Origin of the sequence: Brevundimonas sp. BH3 (assembly GCF_045345115.1) — a bacterium.
Lineage (GTDB): Bacteria > Pseudomonadota > Alphaproteobacteria > Caulobacterales > Caulobacteraceae > Brevundimonas.
Genome location: NZ_CP150796.1, coordinates 914,500 through 933,344 on the forward strand (window position 1 = coordinate 914,500; position 18,845 = coordinate 933,344).

21 protein-coding genes are annotated in these 18,845 nt (G+C 59.8%); 6 read left to right on the forward strand and 15 right to left on the reverse strand.

The window, feature by feature from the left end; translation table 11 throughout:
• Positions 1–12: 12 nt before the first annotated feature.
• Together WEU32_RS04390 and WEU32_RS04395 are read right to left on the reverse strand one after the other, a co-directional pair.
• Positions 13–1,185, reverse strand: a complete 1,173-nt coding sequence (locus WEU32_RS04390; protein ID WP_406853015.1) for a S41 family peptidase — start codon at positions 1,183–1,185, stop codon at positions 13–15.
• Between the two features lie 93 nt (positions 1,186–1,278).
• The gene (locus WEU32_RS04395) at positions 1,279–1,494 is read right to left on the reverse strand and encodes a hypothetical protein (RefSeq protein ID WP_406853016.1); all 216 of its coding nucleotides are present in this window, start codon (positions 1,492–1,494) and stop codon (positions 1,279–1,281) included.
• Positions 1,495–1,641: 147 nt separating this feature from the next.
• On the opposite strand from WEU32_RS04395, the gene WEU32_RS04400 reads away from it, so the two are divergent.
• The 3 genes from WEU32_RS04400 (at position 1,642) to WEU32_RS04410 (ending at position 4,342) form a co-directional block, all read left to right on the forward strand.
• Positions 1,642–2,052: a hypothetical protein gene (locus tag WEU32_RS04400; protein ID WP_406853017.1), complete on the forward strand. Its 411-nt coding sequence runs from the start codon at positions 1,642–1,644 to the stop codon at positions 2,050–2,052.
• A gap of 230 nt (positions 2,053–2,282) precedes the next feature.
• Positions 2,283–3,614: a dihydroorotase gene (locus tag WEU32_RS04405; protein WP_406853490.1), complete on the forward strand. Its 1,332-nt coding sequence runs from the start codon at positions 2,283–2,285 to the stop codon at positions 3,612–3,614.
• Positions 3,611–4,342, forward strand: a complete 732-nt coding sequence (locus tag WEU32_RS04410; RefSeq protein WP_406853018.1) for a prephenate dehydrogenase/arogenate dehydrogenase family protein — start codon at positions 3,611–3,613, stop codon at positions 4,340–4,342. The genes WEU32_RS04405 and WEU32_RS04410 overlap by 4 nt, the downstream gene beginning before the upstream one ends.
• A 131-nt stretch (positions 4,343–4,473) precedes the next feature.
• On the opposite strand, the gene WEU32_RS04415 is transcribed toward WEU32_RS04410, so the two are convergent.
• The 4 genes from WEU32_RS04415 to WEU32_RS04430 all read right to left on the reverse strand — a co-directional run bounded on the left by WEU32_RS04415 (position 4,474) and on the right by WEU32_RS04430 (position 7,230).
• Positions 4,474–4,698: a hypothetical protein gene (locus tag WEU32_RS04415; RefSeq protein ID WP_312139333.1), complete on the reverse strand. Its 225-nt coding sequence runs from the start codon at positions 4,696–4,698 to the stop codon at positions 4,474–4,476.
• 113 nt (positions 4,699–4,811) lie between these two features.
• Positions 4,812–5,048 (reverse strand): DUF4170 domain-containing protein, encoded by a 237-nt coding sequence (locus WEU32_RS04420; protein ID WP_312139332.1) that lies wholly within the window; start codon positions 5,046–5,048, stop codon positions 4,812–4,814.
• Positions 5,049–5,077: 29 nt separating this feature from the next.
• On the reverse strand, positions 5,078–5,872 hold the full coding sequence (locus WEU32_RS04425) for a 3'(2'),5'-bisphosphate nucleotidase CysQ (protein ID WP_406853019.1): 795 nt from the start codon (positions 5,870–5,872) through the stop codon (positions 5,078–5,080).
• On the reverse strand, positions 5,869–7,230 hold the full coding sequence (locus WEU32_RS04430) for a TldD/PmbA family protein (protein ID WP_406853020.1): 1,362 nt from the start codon (positions 7,228–7,230) through the stop codon (positions 5,869–5,871). The genes WEU32_RS04425 and WEU32_RS04430 overlap by 4 nt, the downstream gene beginning before the upstream one ends.
• A 165-nt stretch (positions 7,231–7,395) precedes the next feature.
• Between WEU32_RS04430 and WEU32_RS04435 the strand changes: the two genes are divergently transcribed.
• The gene (locus WEU32_RS04435) at positions 7,396–7,893 is read left to right on the forward strand and encodes a hypothetical protein (protein ID WP_406853021.1); all 498 of its coding nucleotides are present in this window, start codon (positions 7,396–7,398) and stop codon (positions 7,891–7,893) included.
• 76 nt (positions 7,894–7,969) lie between these two features.
• Here the strand turns inward: WEU32_RS04435 and WEU32_RS04440 are convergent, their stop codons facing one another.
• The 8 genes from WEU32_RS04440 to WEU32_RS04475 form a co-directional block, all read right to left on the reverse strand.
• Positions 7,970–8,569 (reverse strand): hypothetical protein, encoded by a 600-nt coding sequence (locus WEU32_RS04440; protein ID WP_406853022.1) that lies wholly within the window; start codon positions 8,567–8,569, stop codon positions 7,970–7,972.
• A 129-nt stretch (positions 8,570–8,698) separates the two neighbouring features.
• Positions 8,699–9,097, reverse strand: a complete 399-nt coding sequence (locus tag WEU32_RS04445) for an MAPEG family protein (protein ID WP_406853023.1) — start codon at positions 9,095–9,097, stop codon at positions 8,699–8,701.
• Positions 9,097–10,872: a M14 family metallopeptidase gene (locus WEU32_RS04450; protein WP_406853024.1), complete on the reverse strand. Its 1,776-nt coding sequence runs from the start codon at positions 10,870–10,872 to the stop codon at positions 9,097–9,099. Before WEU32_RS04450 ends, WEU32_RS04445 begins: the two co-directional genes overlap by 1 nt.
• Positions 10,873–11,027: 155 nt before the next feature.
• Positions 11,028–11,681, reverse strand: coding sequence for a hypothetical protein (locus WEU32_RS04455; RefSeq protein ID WP_406853025.1), 654 nt, complete (start codon positions 11,679–11,681; stop codon positions 11,028–11,030).
• A gap of 134 nt (positions 11,682–11,815) precedes the next feature.
• Positions 11,816–13,351: a UbiD family decarboxylase gene (locus tag WEU32_RS04460; RefSeq protein ID WP_406853026.1), complete on the reverse strand. Its 1,536-nt coding sequence runs from the start codon at positions 13,349–13,351 to the stop codon at positions 11,816–11,818.
• A gap of 36 nt (positions 13,352–13,387) precedes the next feature.
• Positions 13,388–13,636 (reverse strand): helix-turn-helix transcriptional regulator, encoded by a 249-nt coding sequence (locus tag WEU32_RS04465; protein WP_312139320.1) that lies wholly within the window; start codon positions 13,634–13,636, stop codon positions 13,388–13,390.
• Positions 13,637–13,758: 122 nt separating this feature from the next.
• Positions 13,759–14,595 (reverse strand): aldo/keto reductase, encoded by an 837-nt coding sequence (locus WEU32_RS04470; RefSeq protein ID WP_406853027.1) that lies wholly within the window; start codon positions 14,593–14,595, stop codon positions 13,759–13,761.
• Between the two features lie 45 nt (positions 14,596–14,640).
• Complete coding sequence (locus WEU32_RS04475; protein WP_406853028.1) at positions 14,641–15,522, reverse strand: alpha/beta fold hydrolase; 882 nt, start codon at positions 15,520–15,522, stop codon at positions 14,641–14,643.
• 203 nt (positions 15,523–15,725) lie between these two features.
• On the opposite strand from WEU32_RS04475, the gene WEU32_RS04480 reads away from it, so the two are divergent.
• Complete coding sequence (locus tag WEU32_RS04480; RefSeq protein ID WP_406853029.1) at positions 15,726–16,991, forward strand: cation:proton antiporter; 1,266 nt, start codon at positions 15,726–15,728, stop codon at positions 16,989–16,991.
• A 45-nt stretch (positions 16,992–17,036) separates the two neighbouring features.
• On the opposite strand, the gene WEU32_RS04485 is transcribed toward WEU32_RS04480, so the two are convergent.
• Positions 17,037–17,801 carry a PhoH family protein gene (locus WEU32_RS04485; protein ID WP_406853030.1) on the reverse strand — a complete coding sequence of 255 codons (765 nt, stop codon included), beginning with the start codon at positions 17,799–17,801 and terminating at the stop codon, positions 17,037–17,039.
• A gap of 314 nt (positions 17,802–18,115) precedes the next feature.
• Between WEU32_RS04485 and WEU32_RS04490 the strand changes: the two genes are divergently transcribed.
• Positions 18,116–18,643, forward strand: coding sequence for a gamma carbonic anhydrase family protein (locus WEU32_RS04490; protein ID WP_312815997.1), 528 nt, complete (start codon positions 18,116–18,118; stop codon positions 18,641–18,643).
• Positions 18,644–18,845 lie beyond the last annotated feature (202 nt).

Here is an 18,845-nt window from a genome sequence, read left to right on the forward strand (position 1 = left end):
GCGATCAGCAACCTAGGCGGGGATACAGCTAAAATGCTCGCGCGGCAGACCCGATACACTCGAAAGCCGCTCGGTCGGCAGTTTGATGACCAGACCGGAATGCTCCAGACGGTAATCATAGATAGCCCCTAAAAGTCCCGCCATCGGACAGCCTCTGACCTCGGCCCCGAGGGCATCCAGCCCGATGGCCAGCCCTTCGCCCATACTGCCGGTCCAGCGACCGACCCTGACCTTGACGGGGCCGGTGTGGTGGCGGCCTTCGCGCGGCAGAACCTGTTCGATCCACTGGCGGGGAATAGAGGTGCGGCGTTCCTCGGCCATGTATCTATGCACCTGATAGGGGCGTGGTTCGCTGACGAACCAACCCATGATGGCGCGGGCGATCACCGTATTGCCGCCGCCGGGTGTGTCTCTCAGGTCGATCGTGACCGTTTCACCCGCGCGGGCCTGCTGCATGGCCTGATCGAATGCGGCGAGGGTGGCATCATCGCCCAGTGAATCATTGATGCGGATCGTCAGGCCATCGGCGGTGCGCGCCACCGTCACCGGCCCGCGCTCAGCCCGTTCGACAGCATAGAGACTTGGCAAAGACAGGGTGCGCGGGGCGTCATTGCCCGATTGTACCGTCAGGATGCGCGGACGATCACGCCGACCCGCCGCCAGCACCCGCGCCGCATAGGCTTCACCCTCTGGTGGAGGCGTAACACCCAGATCGCTCCAGAAATCGGCTACGGCCTGCCCGACTGGCCGGTTGTCGATCTGCACCACCCTGTCGCCAACAACGATACCCGATGTGTCCGCCGGACTGTCATCACGCACAGCCATTACGCGATAGACCCCGCCAATCCGCTCGATCCACAGGTCCGAATAGCTTGGCACCAAGGCGCGACTGTCAGAAAAAGAGCTGCCCGTAATCGCATGGTGATCGGCCAGCGTGGACAGACGCCGCTCGGCATAGCGGAGCAGGCTGCGGGCATCTTTGACCGCTTCGGCCTCGACTTGCATCCGGGCACCAGCGGGGGCTTTCCCGTCCGCAAAACGGTCCAGATAGGCATAGTTTTCGTCAATCAGCCGGTCGATAGACAGGGCATCGTCACGATACTGTTCTGCACTCTGGGCCTGTGCAGCCACAGTAAACGACAGGAGTGATGCGGCAAGCGCCGTGCAAACGAGGAAATGGTGCATGACAAACTGTCCCGCACCTCTCCAGCCTAACCAAATGAATCTTTGTCCATTTCGAGGGCGGGGCACTGGCCTCGCGCTATCTGTTGCTGAGCATTAACTCGTGCAGGTGACCCGCGCGTTAGATTTACATTCCTTGGACGGTTGCGGGGCGATGGCGCGGCTGTCGTGGTTCTGGGCGGCAAAGTTCGACAGCCATGCCTTGCGGTCATCGACATTGCGCAGGGCGCGGAACTGGGACCGCTCGGCCTCATTCAACTCTACCTGACGATAGTTGCGCGCGGCCACACAGCGCTCGAAGCCCTCGTTCATGGCCTTGCCCTTGGCCAGCCCCTCGGCAAAGCCGGCCCGCGAAAACGGCTCCCGCCTGGGAGCTCTAAGTGAACGGTTATAGGTGCCCTTGTAGGCGCTATGTTTCCAACATGAACAATGATCTTCGATATTCGTTGAAGCTTTTCTATGGGACCTATGAAGTTTGGAGGGGGAACTATGGAAGCGTGGACATGGGCTGTTCCGCTGGGTGCCGCGACGATTGCATTTGTGGGGGCTGCAATCACAATCGGATTGCAAACTAGAAATTTTAATAGACAATTGAAATCTTCTCACGCGATCAAAATATCGGAAATGAGACAGGCTTGGATCAATGATCTTCGAGTGGCTATGTCTAAGTTTCAGTCTTATCGCGTTACGCCCAACCTTAATCATTCTAGTGAACGAGAGTTCTATGAAGCGGGAACCCAGATTGAGCTCTTTATGAACCCAGAAGATGTCGACTTCCCAGAGCTTCAGAACTGCTTATACGCGTTTCTATCCGCGAGTAGCGCCGAGGATAAATACTCTGCGAATTCTGGTTACGAAGCTGTTTGCTAGCGCATCTTGAAGCGCGAGTGGGAAACATTGAAGCGTGAAATCAAAGAAGCCGCCTGATTTTGAAGTCCGCTATCTATCCTTAATCGACATTCCGTCTGCCCGCTTCTGGAAACCGGTTAACCGCACCATTGTAATCCGACCTCCGCCTTTCACTCGCGTCCTATAGAGCGTAGAAGTAGGTCCGACTGTAATCCTTGCCTGTCGGAGCCTCCCCCATGACCCAATCGCCCATGAATCAGACCTATGACCTGATCGTTCGCGGGGGTGAGGTCGCGAACCATGCGGGGCGGGGCAAGGCGGATGTCGGCGTGATCGACGGCAAGATCGCTTTTATCGGTGACCTGTCCCACGCCTCGGCGGGTGAAGTGTTCGACGCTACCGGCCTGACCGTTTTGCCGGGTGTGATCGATACTCAGGTCCACTTCCGCGAGCCGGGTCTGGAATGGAAAGAAGACCTAGAGACCGGCAGCCGTGGCGCGGCCCTTGGCGGCGTCGTGGCCGTGTTCGAAATGCCGAACACCCAGCCCAATACCACCAATGAAGCGACCCTTCAGGACAAGCTGAAACGCGCGGGCAATCGCATGTGGACCGACCACGCCTTTTATATCGGCGGCACCCACGAAAACGCCGACCATCTGGGCGAGCTGGAGCGCCTGCCGGGTGTGTGCGGGGTCAAGGTCTTCATGGGGGCTTCGACCGGCGACCTGCTGATCGCCGACGACGAGGGCGTGCGCAAGGTTCTGACCAATACCAAGCGCCGCGCCACCTTCCATTCCGAAGACGAATACCGTCTGGTCGAGCGCCGTGGCCTTGCCCGCACCGGCGACTGGACCAGCCACCCCGAGGTGCGCGATGCCGAAAGTGCCATCCGCTCGACGCGCCGTCTGGTCGGTCTGGCCAAGGAAACCGGCGCGCGTATCCACGTCCTGCACGTCACCACGCGCGAGGAGATGGAGTTCCTGCGCTTCCACAAGGACGTGGCCACGGTTGAAATCACACCCCAGCACCTGACGCTGGTCGGCCCCGAAGCCTATGAGCGCCTCGGTGCCTATGCTCAGATGAACCCGCCGATCCGCTCGCAGGAACACGTCGATGCCCTGTGGCTGTGGGGCATCCAGCAGGGCGTGGCCGATGTGCTGGGTTCGGATCATGCGCCGCACACCAAGGAAGAAAAGTCCAAGCCCTATCCGGCCTCACCGTCGGGCATGCCGGGCGTTCAGACCCTGGTGCCGCTGATGCTGGACCATGTGAACAAGGGCCGTCTGTCGCTGGAACGCTTCATCGACCTGACCTCGGGCGGCGCACAGCGCGTGTTCGGCACCGCCAACAAGGGCCGCATGGCCGTCAGCTATGATGCCGACCTGACCATTGTCGACATGAAGGCCACCAAGACCATCACCCACGACCAGCAGGCCAACCGCAGCGGCTGGACCCCGTTTGACGGTCGCGAAGTCACCGGCTGGCCCGTCGCCACCATCATCCGTGGCCGCGTGGTCATGCAGGACGGCGAACTGATCGGCACCGCCCACGGCCAGCCCGTCCGCTTCCAGGAAACGCTGTGAGTGAACGCCCCGGCCTCGGCCTGATCGGTTACGGCGCGTTCGGCAAACTGACGGCACAGCACCTGTCGCCGCATTTTGACGTGCGCGCCTTTGATCCGGCGATGGAGGCCGATGATGCCCATGCCGCCAAGGTTGACTTAGCTGAGGCGGCGGGCTGTCCGGTGGTGATACTCGCCGTTCCGGTCGGTATTCTGGAACAGACGCTTGAAGAGATCGCGCCCATGCTGTCGGCGGGCGCATTGGTGATCGATGTCGGCTCGGTAAAGGTCAAACCGGCCGAGGCCATGCTGCGCCAGTTACCCGATCATGTCCGTATCGTCGGCACCCATCCTTTGTTCGGTCCGCAATCGGCCAAGGACGGTTTGGCGGGCCTGCGCATCGCTGTGTGCGAGGTGAGGGGCGCCAAAGACGCCCGCCGCACCGCTGCATGGTGCCGCAAGGTTCTGGCGCTCAAGGTCTTCAACGTCACCCCCGAGGACCACGACCGCGAGGCCGCCACCGTGCAGGGCCTGACCCATCTGATCGCGCGGGTGCTGCTGAAGATGGAGCCGCTGCCCACCCGCATGACGACGCTCAGCTTCGAGCGTCTGATGCAGGGCGTCGACATGGTCCGCCACGACAGCCCCGCCGTCTATCAGGCCATCGAGCGCGACAACCCCTTTGCGGCGGGTGTGCGCGAACGCTTCTTCGACCTGTTCGATCAGGCGCGTAGCGAACTGGATCACTGATCGCGTTATTTATGGATTGAGCCGGAGGGTGGCGGATAGGTCGTCAGTCCCTCAAATCGAATCCATTGTCCCGCGGTGGGTGCATCAAAGACAGCGAGCGCGGCACAACACAAGTTGCACGGGATCATATCCTAACCCCACGGACCTCGTGCTGGATCGTTGTGCTTGTCGGGTGTTGATGCAGGGGGGCGCGTAGCTATGCGCCGTTGGCTGTCGAGCTGTTCCTGACGCTCGATCAGACGGTCTTCGAGCCAGTCGTCATTGTGGCGCTTGTTCATCAGAACGCGCACCCACAGGACCAGTGCCAGCACCATGGATATGATGCCGAACAGCATTTCACCTGAGAAATCCGACATTCGAAAGCCTCAAACGGATGCGCCTTTCGGGCGGTAGATTGTCCACTATACGTCAAGGGCGGCTGAAGCCCTAGCCCCAGCCGCCCTTTGAACGGATCACAGTCCTGACAGGATCAGGCGTCGCCGCGCGGATCGATCAGCTTGTGGGCGTGCAGGATGAAGAAACGCATGTGGGCGTTATCAACCGTAGCCTGTGCGCGAGCCTTCCAGGCAGCCTTGGCTTCGTCATACGAACCATAGGCACCAACGAATTCGACTTCCGACAGATCACGGAAGGTCGGCTCCGACGGGTGACGCATCTCGCCGCCGATGACGAGGTGAAGCAGTTGGGGATTATGGGTGTCGGCCATGGAGAGATGGTCCACTTGCGAATGAGGGGTCAGAAGGTCAGCGGGATAGGCGCTGTACGGCGGATTATCAACGGGTGCAGCGCAGGCGCGGCACAAATCATGCTAGTTTGTCGCGGATCGTGGCGATTAAATCGCCATTTCTGGCCTGTGTGGTCACTGACCAGAGCACCCGCTTCCTGTGCGATAAGCGATCCGGCGCAAACATCCCAGTCCCACTTTGGGCTTATGGCAATGGCGGCATCAAAGGCACCGGCCGCGACAAGCGCCATCCGGTAGGCCAGCGCATTGCGCTTTGAGAAATTCATATGGGGCCATGGCTCGTCCCATTCGCGCGCCTCCATCAGACGGGCATCGGCCAAAAGCTCGGCTTCTTCCAGTTGTAATGTGTCCGATGCGGTAATGGGGCGGCCCTGAAGACGGGCACCGCCGCCTAATGTAGCCTCGAACATCTCGCCCAGCATGGGGGCATAGATGGCCGCCGCGACCGGCTCGCCATCCTCGACCACGGCGATGGGGGTACACCACCACGGTTTGTTACGCATGAAGGCCGAGGTGCCGTCGATGGGATCGACCACAAAGATGCGCTTTTTTGACAGGCGGTCTGTGCTGTCGGCGGTTTCTTCGGACAGCCAGCCATAGTCGGGGCGCGCCGACAAAAGCCGTTCCTTCAGAAAGAAATCCACCGCCAGATCGGCATCGGTGACGGGGGACGCATTTTCCTTGGACCAGACCTTTAGCCCTGCCTCGCGATAGTCGAGCGCCATCTGGCCAGCATCGAAGGCGGCCTGACGTATAAGAGCGAGGTCTTGATCCAGAGAGGTCATTTACCGGCGATAGCCACCTTGTCGAACAGAAGAGACGGGCTGTTGAACGCATGACGGAACTGAAGGTCGCCTGCGCGTTGCAGACGGGCATAAAGTTCGATCAGATTTCCGGCCACGGTGACTTCACTGACCGGATAGGCGCGTTCCCCGTTTTCGAACCAGAAGCCCGAGACACCGGCAGACCAGTCGCCGGTATTGCCGTTCATGGACGGGCCGAACATGGAGGTAATCAAAAGGCCGGTTCCGGCCTGTGCCATCAGATCATCCAGGGTGCCTTCGCCCGCCGACAGATGCACATTGTGCGCCGAGACACCCGACGGGCCGACCAGACCGCGCGAGGCGTGGCCGGTGGTGGTCATGCCCAGTTGCGCCGCCGAGGCAGTGTTCAGCAGCCAAGTATTGAGGATGCCGTCCTCGACAATGGCGCGTTTTTCGACGCGCACGCCTTCGTCATCGAACGGGGTCGAGCCGTGGCCGCGCGGGCGCAGCGGATCGTCGATCAGGTCCACTCCCGCGGGCAGAACCAACTTGTTCAGCCTGTCCTTCAGGAAGGACGAACCACGCGCAATGGCGGTGCCGGAAATGGCACCCAGCAGCGGCGACAGAACCTGTGTCGCCATGCGGTTGTCGAAAATGACAGGGGCAGTGGTGGAGGCAATCTTGCGGGCCCCGACACGGGCGACGGCGCGCTCGCCAGCGGTTTTGCCGATTTCCTCGGCGGACGGCAGGTCTTCGAGATGGCGCAGGGCGCGGTGTTCGCCGCCGCGTTCCATCTGGCCGTCTTTTTCGGCGATGACGCCTGCGCCCATGGAGAAGACGCTGCCGCGATGCTGGCCGACAAAGCCGTCCGACGTGACCATCTGCCATTCGCTGGATGACCACGAGGCGTCGCCTCCTTCGGAACGAGAGACACCGTCAACGGCCATGGCCGCAGCCTCTACAGCGATGGCGGCGGCTTCGAGTTGTTCGGCTGAACGCTCGGACGGATCATACAGATCAAGATCGGCATGCGGCGCGGGGGCCAGTAAATCCTTCGGGGCCAAGGACGCATAAGGGTCTTCGGGGGCCAGTCTGGCCATCGCGATGGCGCGCTCGACCAGACGACCACGGGTGGCATCCGACAGGTCCGAGGACGACACGGTCGCCTGACGCTTGCCGATAAAGACCCGCAGGCCCAGATCGGTGGATTCCTCGCGCTCGACATCTTCGAGTGCCGCATTACGAACCCCGACCGACAGCGAGGCGCGGCGGGCCATGGCGGCCTCTGCGGCGTCGGCACCGGCCTTGAGGGCAGCGGCCACCAGATCGTGCAGCATGGAAGGATCGGGCGATGCGGAGGAGGGCGTCGATGCGGACATGTGTAGGATATGGCCGACCTGCCCGCTATCCGCAACAGTTCAAGAGGGTTAGCGCGGGTTGGTGTGGCCGATAGCTGACCCAGTAAATGTCAGTCATGGGTGGAAAACGGACATCCGGTCGGGCAATGTCGAGGCTAGAGTGAAAGGACCGGGGGGCCGGATCACATGGAAGCTGAAGAAATCAAATCCTCGCGTGGGAAGAGCGTGCTCTTACTGGTGAGCAGCTTGGCGTTCTTATCCATATCCGTCGCGATGCCGAGTGAAACCGCCGTCGAGAGTTTCAACTCTTGGTTTGCTGTCGCTTTCTCTGGCCTCTGCAGTGTTGTTTTCGCATTTCTGCTCATCCGGCCCCACCGCCTGTTGTTGGCTCCATCGGGTTTCACGGTCACTGGGGGCTTCGTTAGGTCCCCGAAACAGGTACTCTGGCACGACGTAAACCCTTTCTTCGTCTTCCGCCTAGGGAGGGCCGGAAAGGTGATCGGTTACAATTTCGCGCCAGGCAGCAAAGACACCACGCTTATTCGTATGAACCGGTTCGTGGGTGCCGAAGGTGCGTTGCCCCAGGGGTGGCCGGGATCGCCGGACCGAATGGTCGAGCGCATCAACGCTTATAGGGCGCTGGCGCTAGCCCAAGATACCAACTTCGAGTCGGGGGCGCTCTAACGTCCCGCAAGCCGACCTTATCCAAGGGCCGCAACGGGTCGGGAGCGGAATTTCACTTAAGGGTGGGAAGCTGACCCTATCGCCAAGGCGCTGCTTCCCTTTTAGCGAGGCTAAAAGTGAAGAAAATGACGGTCTGGGCACCGTTCTCATGCACTGCGATATCGCTCCCAATGACCTGACGACGACCACCACAGTGGAGCAGTCCCCAACTGGCGGCGGCTGGCTTGCCAATGGCCGAAGGCCAGTGTCCATATGGAAGGCCTAGAGGCGGAGTGAGGGCATCGCACGGCCGCAGCAAAGCGGCTTCTACAGCCGACCTGGTCTCAGGATCTTTAAAAAGTCCACTGTCTACCGTCAGCATGATGCAAAGGTCGGGCTCGCCGCAGTCGGGATTGTCGCCTGGACCGAGCAGTGCGCAACCGCGCTGTAGCGACAGGAAATGCTGCAGGGTTTCCTCTGCGCATAGCCCGGATGTGCCCACTGTATAGGCCTTGTCCCCAAAGGCATCGTAGAAGCCTTCGCCCAGCTTGCTGCGGATGACTGCTTCCGTCGCCGCAGCCCGAAACGCGTCGCTGTAGGGCGCTGGATCGTAACCGATCAGGGGCGGCCCCTTCGGTAACGGGGCGCATCCCGCGAGAGCCATGAGGCCTAGGGCAAACAAGGTTCTGAGGAACATGTATGCACCCTGACTGGCCTGCCGCAAAAGTGCAACAACTCGCGCACACAAACCGATACTCGCAATGTCACAGATGGGTCGATTGTAGACTTGGGCAACTTATCTCTAAATCTACATGCGCATAGATAGTTACAATACCGACCAGACGATTAGGCTGACGCCTGAAATCAGTAGGGACAGCCATGTCAGGGTCATGCCCAGGGCGCGCACCATGGACAGGCCGCGTTGGTAGAACATGGCGACAGCGTGGATCAGGCGACCGACAAACAGCAAGCTGCCGACCGTGTGGATCAGGGCTGGAGGCGTTCCCAGAAAGGCCAGCAGGATCAGTCCACACAGCCCCGCCGGAATATATTCTGCGGCATTGCCAAAGGCGCGTACGGCGACGGCTAGATCGGGTTGGCCGCCGTCACCGATGGAGATGCGGTGATGGCGACGGCGCCCTGCCGCTGCGCCTGAAAGGGCAAACAGCAGCAGGATCAACATGCCGCCCCATAGGGCTGCGGCCTGAATAGTGGCAACCATCATCAGTTCTCGCGCGCGACCGGATACAGGAGGTGGCGCTGATCGTAGAAGGGGGTGCGTTCATAGAACCAGCCGAGGCGGGCGTGCGGGTTGGCTGCAAACTCGGGTTCGGCGGCCAGCTTGGCTTCGAACTCGGCCTTCAGGGCCGGATCGGCGGCCATCATCTTGTCGGCCAGAGGCGCAATGGCATAGGGCTCGATATATTCCACGCGGCTGAGGACCTCGAGGAACATGCCCCACGCAAAGTAGGATTCGCGGCTTTGCGGTTCCAGTGCCAGCATGACGATGTCGCCCAGCGGTTGATCGGTCGAGATGCGGACCGAACCCGGTGCGAAGGTCCAGCGGGTCTGTTCTTCCTCGACACCGTCGATCTTGACCTCGACGTGACCTTCATTGGCGCGTTGCGACATCTTGGGGCCTTTGAGGCGCAGCATAGTCACATCGACAGAAGTTGGTGCATCCACGCGGGTCATTTCGACACCCGAAGCGGCTAGACGGTCGATGATGTCGGCGCGATAGGCGGGGACCCAATAGGCCTTGGGGCGTTGCAGATGCAGGGTGGGGGTCGAGCCGAACCACGGCATTTGCCATAGTTCGGGATCGGGTTCGCCCAGCCAGCGGATTTCCTTGCGACCGGAAGCGGCGCTTTCGTACATCTCGTATTTGATGCCCTTGAACGGGATGATCTCGGTCGGGGTATCCACCGATACGAAATTGGTCGGCAGGTTTTGCGGACGCAGTGCGCGGTCGGCGGTGATGGCGGCGCGAACATCGCCGATGTTCTCTGCCATGACCTTCAAGGTTTCTTCGATGAACACATAGGTGCCCAGCACGCGCTGGTCGTGCGGCTTCAGGCTGTGGTTCTCGATCAGGATGGTCGGGATGTGGGCGGCATCGCCCCAACCGTTGGAGAAACGTTCGCCCAGACCGCCATCGTTGAGACCTGCGCGTGGATCATCGTCATCGATGCCGAACACCAGACCACCCGGAATATGGCCTTCGTTTTCGAGGGCCTGGTACAGGCGCGGTTTGAAGGTCGAGTTCAGCCAACCGGCAATGGCGGGCGAGCGGGTGAAGGTGTTGTCTTCGCCGGTAAAGCCGAAGGTGATGTCGTATTGGTAGTCCATGCCGTCGGTGACGTGCACATCGACATAGATGTCAGGCTTGTATTTCAGGATCAGGCCGCGAACGGCGCGCATCTCGGGCTGGTCCAGCTTGAGATAATCGCGGTTCAGGTTCTGGTTGGTGCCGGTATTGCGCCAGCCCTGAATGCGCGGACCGCGCTGGTTCGGGCGTGAATAGGCACTGGCGCGCTCGTGGCCATCGACACTGAGGATGGGAACGAGGATCAGGTTTGCACCATCCAGAAGGTGCGACTTGCCATAGAAGGCAATGTCACGCAGCAGCATCATACCTGCGTCCTTGCCGTCAATCTCGCCGGGGTGGATGCCCGCCTGAATCAGGATGGTGGGCTTGGCCGGATCGAGTTGGGCACCGTCTTTCGAGGCGATGACGGCATAGATGTCGCGACCTTCCGGCGAGGTGCCGAAGCTCTCGATGCGGATCAGGTCGGATGCGGCATCCAGACGGTCAAACCATGCGCGGGTATCGGCATAGTCGGGGCTGAAGTTCAGTTCGGCATCCTGTTCGAACCCCGAGGCCCATTCATCGGTTGCGGGGCGCAAAAGGTGACGCGAGCCGCCTTCCCATTTCGGCGCGGGCGGTAGGAACTCCTGATCCCAGGGGGCGATGTTGGTGATGGGTGTCGTTTCTGACATGGCAGGACTCGATATAAGGGCGGCAATCAGGGCCGCGAGCGTGATGTGCCGCATGAAACCCCTCCATCAGGCGACAATATTGCTGCCGATCTTAGGGTGTTTTGCCTCCATTAAAAAAGCCCCGTTGATCAAGACAACGGGGCTGATGGGAAGGTTTAGCGCCATTCCTCGTCGAGAGGCGCACCTATGTCGGTGGGTGTGCCAACGGGAAGGCCATTCTGCTGGCGTGTGACGCGGATTTCCTCATCCGACATTTCGGCAAAGGCTTCATTGAAATCGGTGGCGTAGTCAGAACGGGATTTGGAGATAATAGCCATCCAGTCGGCCTCGCTCATATCATCGGGTCGCATGTTCGAGAGCGGCAACTTGGCCTCATAGGCAATGGCGCGCTGGGCTGTGTCGCGCATCAGTGCCGGGTCGGCCAAGATCCAGGTGTTGATGGTGCGGCCCATCTCGTCACTCATCATGTTGCGATAGAGTTTGAAGCCTTCCTCATTCACACCAGACACCCATGCGTCGGTGCGTATCTGCCAGATGTAGAACCAGAACGAGGCGCGTTGTTTGTTGCCTTTTTTCCATTCATCAGCAACGACATAGGCAAGGTTGAAGGGCGAAACCTCAGTCAGATTGGCCAGAACATACTGGGGATCGTGCGCTGGGTTGGGGCTGACCGCATCCTGTTCTTGTTGAAGCGCAGAAGCATCCACGGTGGCTGTGACCTGTGCGTGCGCTACAGCAGAAATAGCTGTGCCTGCAAGAAGAGCGGCAAGTGACAGACGGACCGTGTGGCTCAACAGCATGAGGGTCATCAGGGAGTATCCAAAGTGGCTATCGATCGGTAACTAACAAAGATCATAGTTATCGTTTGCGCGAAAGCTATTGGCTTTTCAGGACACAGAAAACCAAAAGGGAGCGCCTTATGGGCACTCCCTCTGTGGGTCTGTCAGGATTTCTTCCAGATCGGGGTCTTGTCGCCCGGTAGGCCGAGGCTGTCCCAGATGTCGTTGACGCGTTCGATGACGTCTTCGTCCATCTGGATGACCTCGCCCCATTCGCGTTTGGTCTCGGGTTCCCACTTGTCGGTGGCGTCGAGGCCAATCTTGGAGCCCAGACCGCTTTCTGGGGATGCAAAGTCCAGATAGTCGATCGGGGTGCCCTCGATGACGGTGATGTCGCGCGCGGGGTCCATCTTGGTGGAGATGGCCCACATGACATCCTTCCAGTCGCGGGCGTTCACATCGTGGTCCACGACGATGATCCATTTGGTGTACATGAACTGGCGCAGGAAGGACCAGCAGCCCATCATCACGCGCTTGGCGTGACCGGGATAGGCCTTCTTCATCGACACTACGGCTATGCGGTACGAGCAGCCTTCGGGCGGCAACCAGAAGTCGGTGATCTCGGGGAATTGTTGCTGCAACAGCGGGATGAAGACCTCGTTCAGCGCCTCGCCCAGCACGCTAGGCTCATCCGGCGGACGGCCCGTGAACGTGGTCAGATAGATCGGGTCCTTGCGCATGGTGATGGCAGTGACCTGGAAGACTGGGAAGGTCTCGACCGAGTTGTAGTAACCGGTGTGGTCGCCATACGGACCTTCGGGGTGGTGCTCGTCCAGCAGGACGTGGCCTTCCAGAACGATCTCGGCCTGTGCAGGCACCATCAGCGGTACGGTCTTGCACGGCACCAGCTCTGCCTTTTCACCGCGCATCAGGCCGGCGAACTGGTACTCCGACAGGGTTTCTGGAACGGGCGTGACCGCGGCCAGAATGGTGCCGGGGTCCGCGCCCAGAACGACAGCGCAGGGCAGGGGCTCGCGCTTGCCGGCCTTCTTGTGGCGGGCATAGTGCTGTGCGCCACCACGGTGGGCCAGCCAGCGCATGATGGCCTTGTCCTTGCCCAGCACCTGCATGCGGTAAATGCCGAGGTTGAAGTCGTCCTCGCGGTCGTCCGACGGTCCCTTTGTGACCACGAGGCCCCACGTAATCAGAGGCGCAGGCTCGCCCGGCCAGCAGGACTGGATCGGCAGTTGGGTCAGGTCGATGTCCTCGCCCTTGAGGACCACTTCCTGAACCGGAGCCTTTTTGACGGTCTTGGGACGCATCGACATGACCGTCTTGGCCAGCGGCAGCATCTCCATGGCCTCGCCAAGGCCGCGCGGCGGGACAGGGTTTTTCAGGAAGGCCAGCAGTTCGCCGACTTCGCGCAGTTCGGCGGTGGTGGTGCGCTGTTTGCCTTCCAAGGTCACGCCCATGGCCACACGCTTGACGGTGCCGAACAGGTTGACCAGACAGGGGATAGGGCTGACCGAACCATCGGGCATGACGGGCTTTTCAAAGATCACAGCCGGTCCGCCATTGCGTAGCAGACGGGTCTGGATCTCGGTCATTTCCAGCACGGTGGAGACGGGTTCGGAGACGCGAACCAGTTCACCCTGTGCTTCCAGCTGTGCGATGAAATCGCGAAGGGATTTATAGGCCATAGGGGTGGATTAGGCGGCATTTGGCCGTCTGTCACCTCAGTAGCTGGGGGTATCGGTCATTAAGGCCCAGATCGGTAGCCGTAAGGCGCGGGTGGCCGCGTCAATCTGGGCGCTGTCCATGTGGCGGCGTCCGGCCTCGATCAGGCGCATATCGGCGCTGCTGAGGTGAAGAATACGGGCAAGATCATCTTGATCTATACCGCGTTTGTCACGCCAGCGTTTGATGCGCGCGCCAATCAGCGCATCGGCAGGATTGCTGGCAGGAAAGCCGTGTACCGAACCCATGACGTCCCTCCCAGAACGTGTTGTCAGGGTACGCAAGGATGGCCTGTTTTCAGGCTGGATACTGAGGAAATATCATGCCCGTGAACGGCGCTTGTGTCCAATCACGGGCATGAGAACAAGCTTTAGCCTGCGTCCCACTGGAAGGCGGGGTCGAGGTGGTCGCCGACGCGGAAACCATTGGCCAGAGACGCGATCCGGGCGATTTCATCATCGGTCAGGTTAAAGTCGAAGATAACGAAGTTTTCGGCCGCGCGGGTTTCGCTGGCGGTTTTGGGGATGGCGATCAGGCCCTGTTGGGTGATCCAGCGCAGGGTCACCTGACCGGCGGTCTTGCCGTATTTCTGGGCGATCTCGACGATTGTAGGCTCAGCCAGCACCTTGCCGCGGGCCAGCGGCGACCATGCGGTCAGCGATGATCCCAGTTCCTTCGCCTTGGCCTTGAGGGCATTGATGGTCAGGAAAGGGTGATACTCGACCTGATTGGTGACCAGCTTGGCCTCCGACATGGTCTGTGCTGCCTGCCACAGGTCGGACGGATAGTTGGACAGGCCAATGGCGCGGGTCAGGCCGCGATCCTTGGCTTCGTTCAGAGCGGTGATGGTTTGCATCAGCTCTGGCTCGGGCTTGGGCCAGTGCAGCAAAAGAAGGTCGGGCGTGGAGCCGAGGCGCTCGGCGCTTTCCTCGGCCTGTTTGAGCAAGGCACCGCGGGTCAGGTTGGTGACCCAGATTTTCGTTGTTAGAAAGAAATCGTCACGCGCAATACCGGCATCCTTGATGCCTTGTCCGACCTCGGTCTCGTTTTCATAGATGAAGGCGGTGTCGATGTGGCGATAGCCCTGTGACAGGGCCGTGCCCACCATGCGGCGGGCATCGGCGCCCTTCAGTTGCCATGTACCGAAACCCAGTTGCGGGATTTCAAAGCCGTCAATGCTGACGGTGGGCTGGGTGCCATAGGCCATGACTGTGATCCGTTTCCACTAAAGGGTGTTACGGATTTAGGAAGATCAGGCCTTGGCCGAAACCCCTTGCTCGAACCAGTCGAGGATTTCCTGCCATAAAGGCTCCATGCCTTTGCGGACAGCGCCTTCGTGACCTATGCGCGGGCGGCCATAGTCAGCGGGCGATTTCAACACGGTTTCATAAGGGGCATTGGGCAGGACCGCGCGGACCGTTTGCGAGGCGCGCGGTGTGGCAATGGGATCATCGGTAAAAAGCCACGAGCGCACAGGACTGGTCACGTCATTATAGTGGTGGGGATCCAGTTTTCCGGCCTTAAGGTCTGTGCCGAAAAAGTCGGGCGTCATGCACCAGCGACGCCAGGTTTTGAACACCTTGGGCGGCAGGTTCAGACCGCTCCATAGCTTGCCTTGTTTAATATAGCCGTAGCGCAGCAGGTGGAGCGGACCAAAGCCGAACCAGAAGAAAAGAACAGAGGGTTTGAAGCTGCCGAGGTGGTGTTGCCAATAGCCGGAACCTACCGAAACAAAAGCATGGCGGTCTATATCGGCATGGTTGGGCATAAAGCCGATAAAGCTGCCGCCGATGCTGTGGCCCACATGGAAGACGGGCAGGCCCGGCGCAGCCGCTTTTAAAGTGTCCAGAGCGGCAGGCATGTCGAGACGACCCCAATCCGGATAATCGATATCCGATCCCTTGGGGGTGTCTGGAGCCGACTGGCCCATACCGCGAAAATCATAGGTCAGGACAATGGCTCCGCGTTCAGCCATGTAGCGGGCGATGCGTTCGTAAAAGCCCAGCGGATAGCCGGTTCCGGATGACACCAAAATGGCCATGCGTGGGGCAGGGCCAGTCAACAGGCGACCCGCCAATTCATAGCCGTCTGTAGCTTTGAAACGGATATCGGTGGCGGTGATGGCGTCTGTCATATCGCTAGGCGGCACTTGGTTAGTTCGTATTAAAAACTTACTGTGATGTAGGGAAGATGAAGCGTCAATAGGCGCGACATCGCTGACACGTTGTTCATTGAAAATGACCATTCGAAGCCCCGCAAAAGCGATGCGGGGTTGGCACGAAAAGCTTCAAGTTTCACTGTGCGGTGACGTAAACATGCCTTAGCCCGGGAGAGCCGATGCCCCATGCCGACAGCCTGATCATCACGCTGGTAGGCGGATTTGTGCTGGCATTCGTGCTGGGCATGGTCGCGCACAGACTGAGGTTGTCGCCTTTAGTGGGTTATCTGGTGGCAGGGATTATCGCCGGACCGTTTACACCCGGCTATGTCGCCGATCTGGAACTGGTACCGCAGCTGGCCGAGATCGGTGTCATCCTTCTGATGTTCGGTGTCGGTCTACACTTTTCGCCCAGAGACATGATGAAGATGCGTGATGTCGCCTTGCCGGGGGCATTGGTCCAGATTGCGGCGGGCACTCTGATGGGCTGGGCGCTGGGTTTTCTGGTGCTGGGACTGGGCCATCTGGAGTCGGCCTTGCTAGGCTTTTCGCTGTCGGTGGCATCGACGGTGGTGCTGCTTAGAGCATTGGAAGAGCGCAAACAGGTCAAGGGCGAGATCGGCAGGATCGCGGTAGGCTGGCTGATTGTCGAAGATCTGGTGATGGTGGTGGCACTGGTAATGTTGCCATTACTTGTTGTGCCCGAAGGACAGGCGAGCAGTACGCTGGGGGCCGTGCAGAGCATTGGCTGGACGGTGCTGAAAGTGGTCGCCTTCATCTTGTTGATGCTGGTCGTGGGCGGCAAGGTCTTGCCGTGGCTGTTGATCCGTATTGCGCACACCAAGTCGCGTGAACTGTTCACGCTAGGCGTGCTGTCGATTGCACTGGGCATCGCATGGGTGGCCTATGCGGTATTCGGGGCGTCGTTCGCGCTGGGGGCGTTTGTCGCGGGGTTGGTGCTGAACGGTACGCCGCTGGGGCATAATGCTGCAGAGCGATCATTACCGCTGCGAGATGCCTTTGCTGTGCTTTTCTTTGTTTCTGTCGGTATGCTGTTCGATCCGATGATTGTCGTGCGTGAACCGCTGGCGGTGCTGGGGGTGGTATTCATTGTCGTCGTCGGCAAGTCGTTGGCGGCGTTGGTTATTACATCAGCCTTCAAGCTGGATCGGGCGACCAGCCTGACGGTGGCGGCCTCGTTGGCCCAGATCGGCGAGTTCTCGTTTATTTTGGCAGGGATTGCCCTTTATCTGGGGGCGATGTCGCGCGAGACGCATGATCTGGTACTGGCCACGGCCTTGCTCTCGATTTCGTTGAACCCGTTTGTTTTTGCATTCGTGGATCGCTGGGGCGCTAAGCCGCCGTCCGAACCAAAACAGCCTGTGCTCGTGAGCGAGGAAGAGCGAAGGGCCGCAGATGCGGCTGCAATTGCCAAGGTGATGTAGCGATACAAAAAGGCCCGCGCCAAAGCGCGGACCTTTGGCGGGCTGTCAGAGTACGCCGATCATCTCGGCGACCAGCGGGTGGCGTACGATGTCGCGATCGGCCAGACGGACCACGCTGACATTATCCAGAGCCTCCAGACGCTCGGAGATGTCGGCAAGGCCCGATACGCCCGGTAACAGGTCCGATTGTTGCGGATCGCCCGTCACCACCATGGTCGAGTGCCAGCCGAGGCGCGTGAGCAGCATTTTGAGCTGCACATAGGTGCAGTTCTGGGCTTCGTCGACGACCACGAAAGCGTTGTTCAAAGTGCGTCCGCGCATATAGCCGATGGGGGCGATCTCGATCAGAGCCTCGGCCATCAGCGCCTTGACCTGTTTCATCGACAGGCGATCGGACAGGGCGTCGTAGAGAGGGCGAAGATACGGGGCCAGTTTGTCTTCCATATCGCCGGGCAGGAAGCCGATGGACTCACCGGCTTCGACAGCCGGGCGTGACAAGACAATGCGTCCGACCTTGCCTGCTTCGAGAGCCTCGACCGCCTTGGCAATGGCCAGATAGGTCTTGCCTGTTCCCGCGGGGCCAAGCGCCATGACCAGATTATAGCGGTCGATGGCCGCTATCAGCGCGGCCTGACCATCGGATTTGGGCTTGAGAGTTTTCAGATAGGCTTGATCGCGCTGATCGTTCGAGGGGTATGGGGACCATGCCGAATGGTTGGGCAGTTGCCGCCGACGGCTTTCCTGCACGAACTCGCGTGTATCCAGAATACCTTCGCGATACTGATGCTTTATAGCGGAACGCTTGGACATGGCGGTCTCCGGGCAAGAAAAAAGGCGAACCCGAACGGGATCGCCTTGGTCGTATTTAAAAGGGGAAGCACAGAGACACTGTTGACGTGACCATACGGAGCAGACACTGGCGGGCCATCGCTGGTGCGGGGCCATGGCACTGGAACGGGTCGTACAGACGACAAACGCATTCTCCGGTAATTGGCCGGACCGGTCTTGATCCGGCTACCGATCCGAGGCGCATATAGCGTCTGCGAATCACAACTACAGATTGATGGTAACTTGGTTCTGAGAGTCATAAAGCCAAGAAAATGTAACAAGGGAGTATTGGAGTTATGGGCGTATACAGACTGGGCGATATCGCGCCGCAGCTTCCGGCTGAGGGTACATACTGGATTGCCCCCAATGCGACGGTGCTGGGCAATGTGATTATGCATGAAGGGGCCAGCATCTGGTTCAATGTGGTTGTACGCGGCGATACCGATACGATTACCATCGGTGCCAATAGCAATATTCAGGACGGATCGGTCCTGCATGCCGACGAAGGAATGCCGCTGACCATCGGTGAAGGCGTAACAGTCGGCCACAAGGTCATGCTGCACGGTTGCGAGATTGGCGATAACAGCCTGATCGGGATCGGGGCTGTGGTGCTGAACGGGGCCAAGATCGGCAAGAACTGTCTGATCGGGGCCAATGCCCTGGTGACCGAAGGCAAGGTGATCCCCGATAATTCCGTGGTGATGGGCCAGCCGGGCAAGATTGTGCGCGAACTGGACGCGGCAGGTATCGAGACGCTGCGATGGTCGTCGGCCCATTATGTGCAGAACTGGAAACGCTATGCCCAAGGGTTTGCGCCGGTCTAGTGCAGCGCGGTTTGGCATTGAGTCTGTTTCATTTGGGGACGCAAGGCCGTTTTCAGACCCATCGCGGAACAATTCAGGGTGCGCATTGCCTTGTGATTGCGGCCCGCAGTTTGCAGCAGGCATCGGGAACCACGATCAGGAGTTCCCGATGCGGGCAAGGATCAAGACATTTCTGGCACCGCTTTCTGCCGTGGCCTTTTGG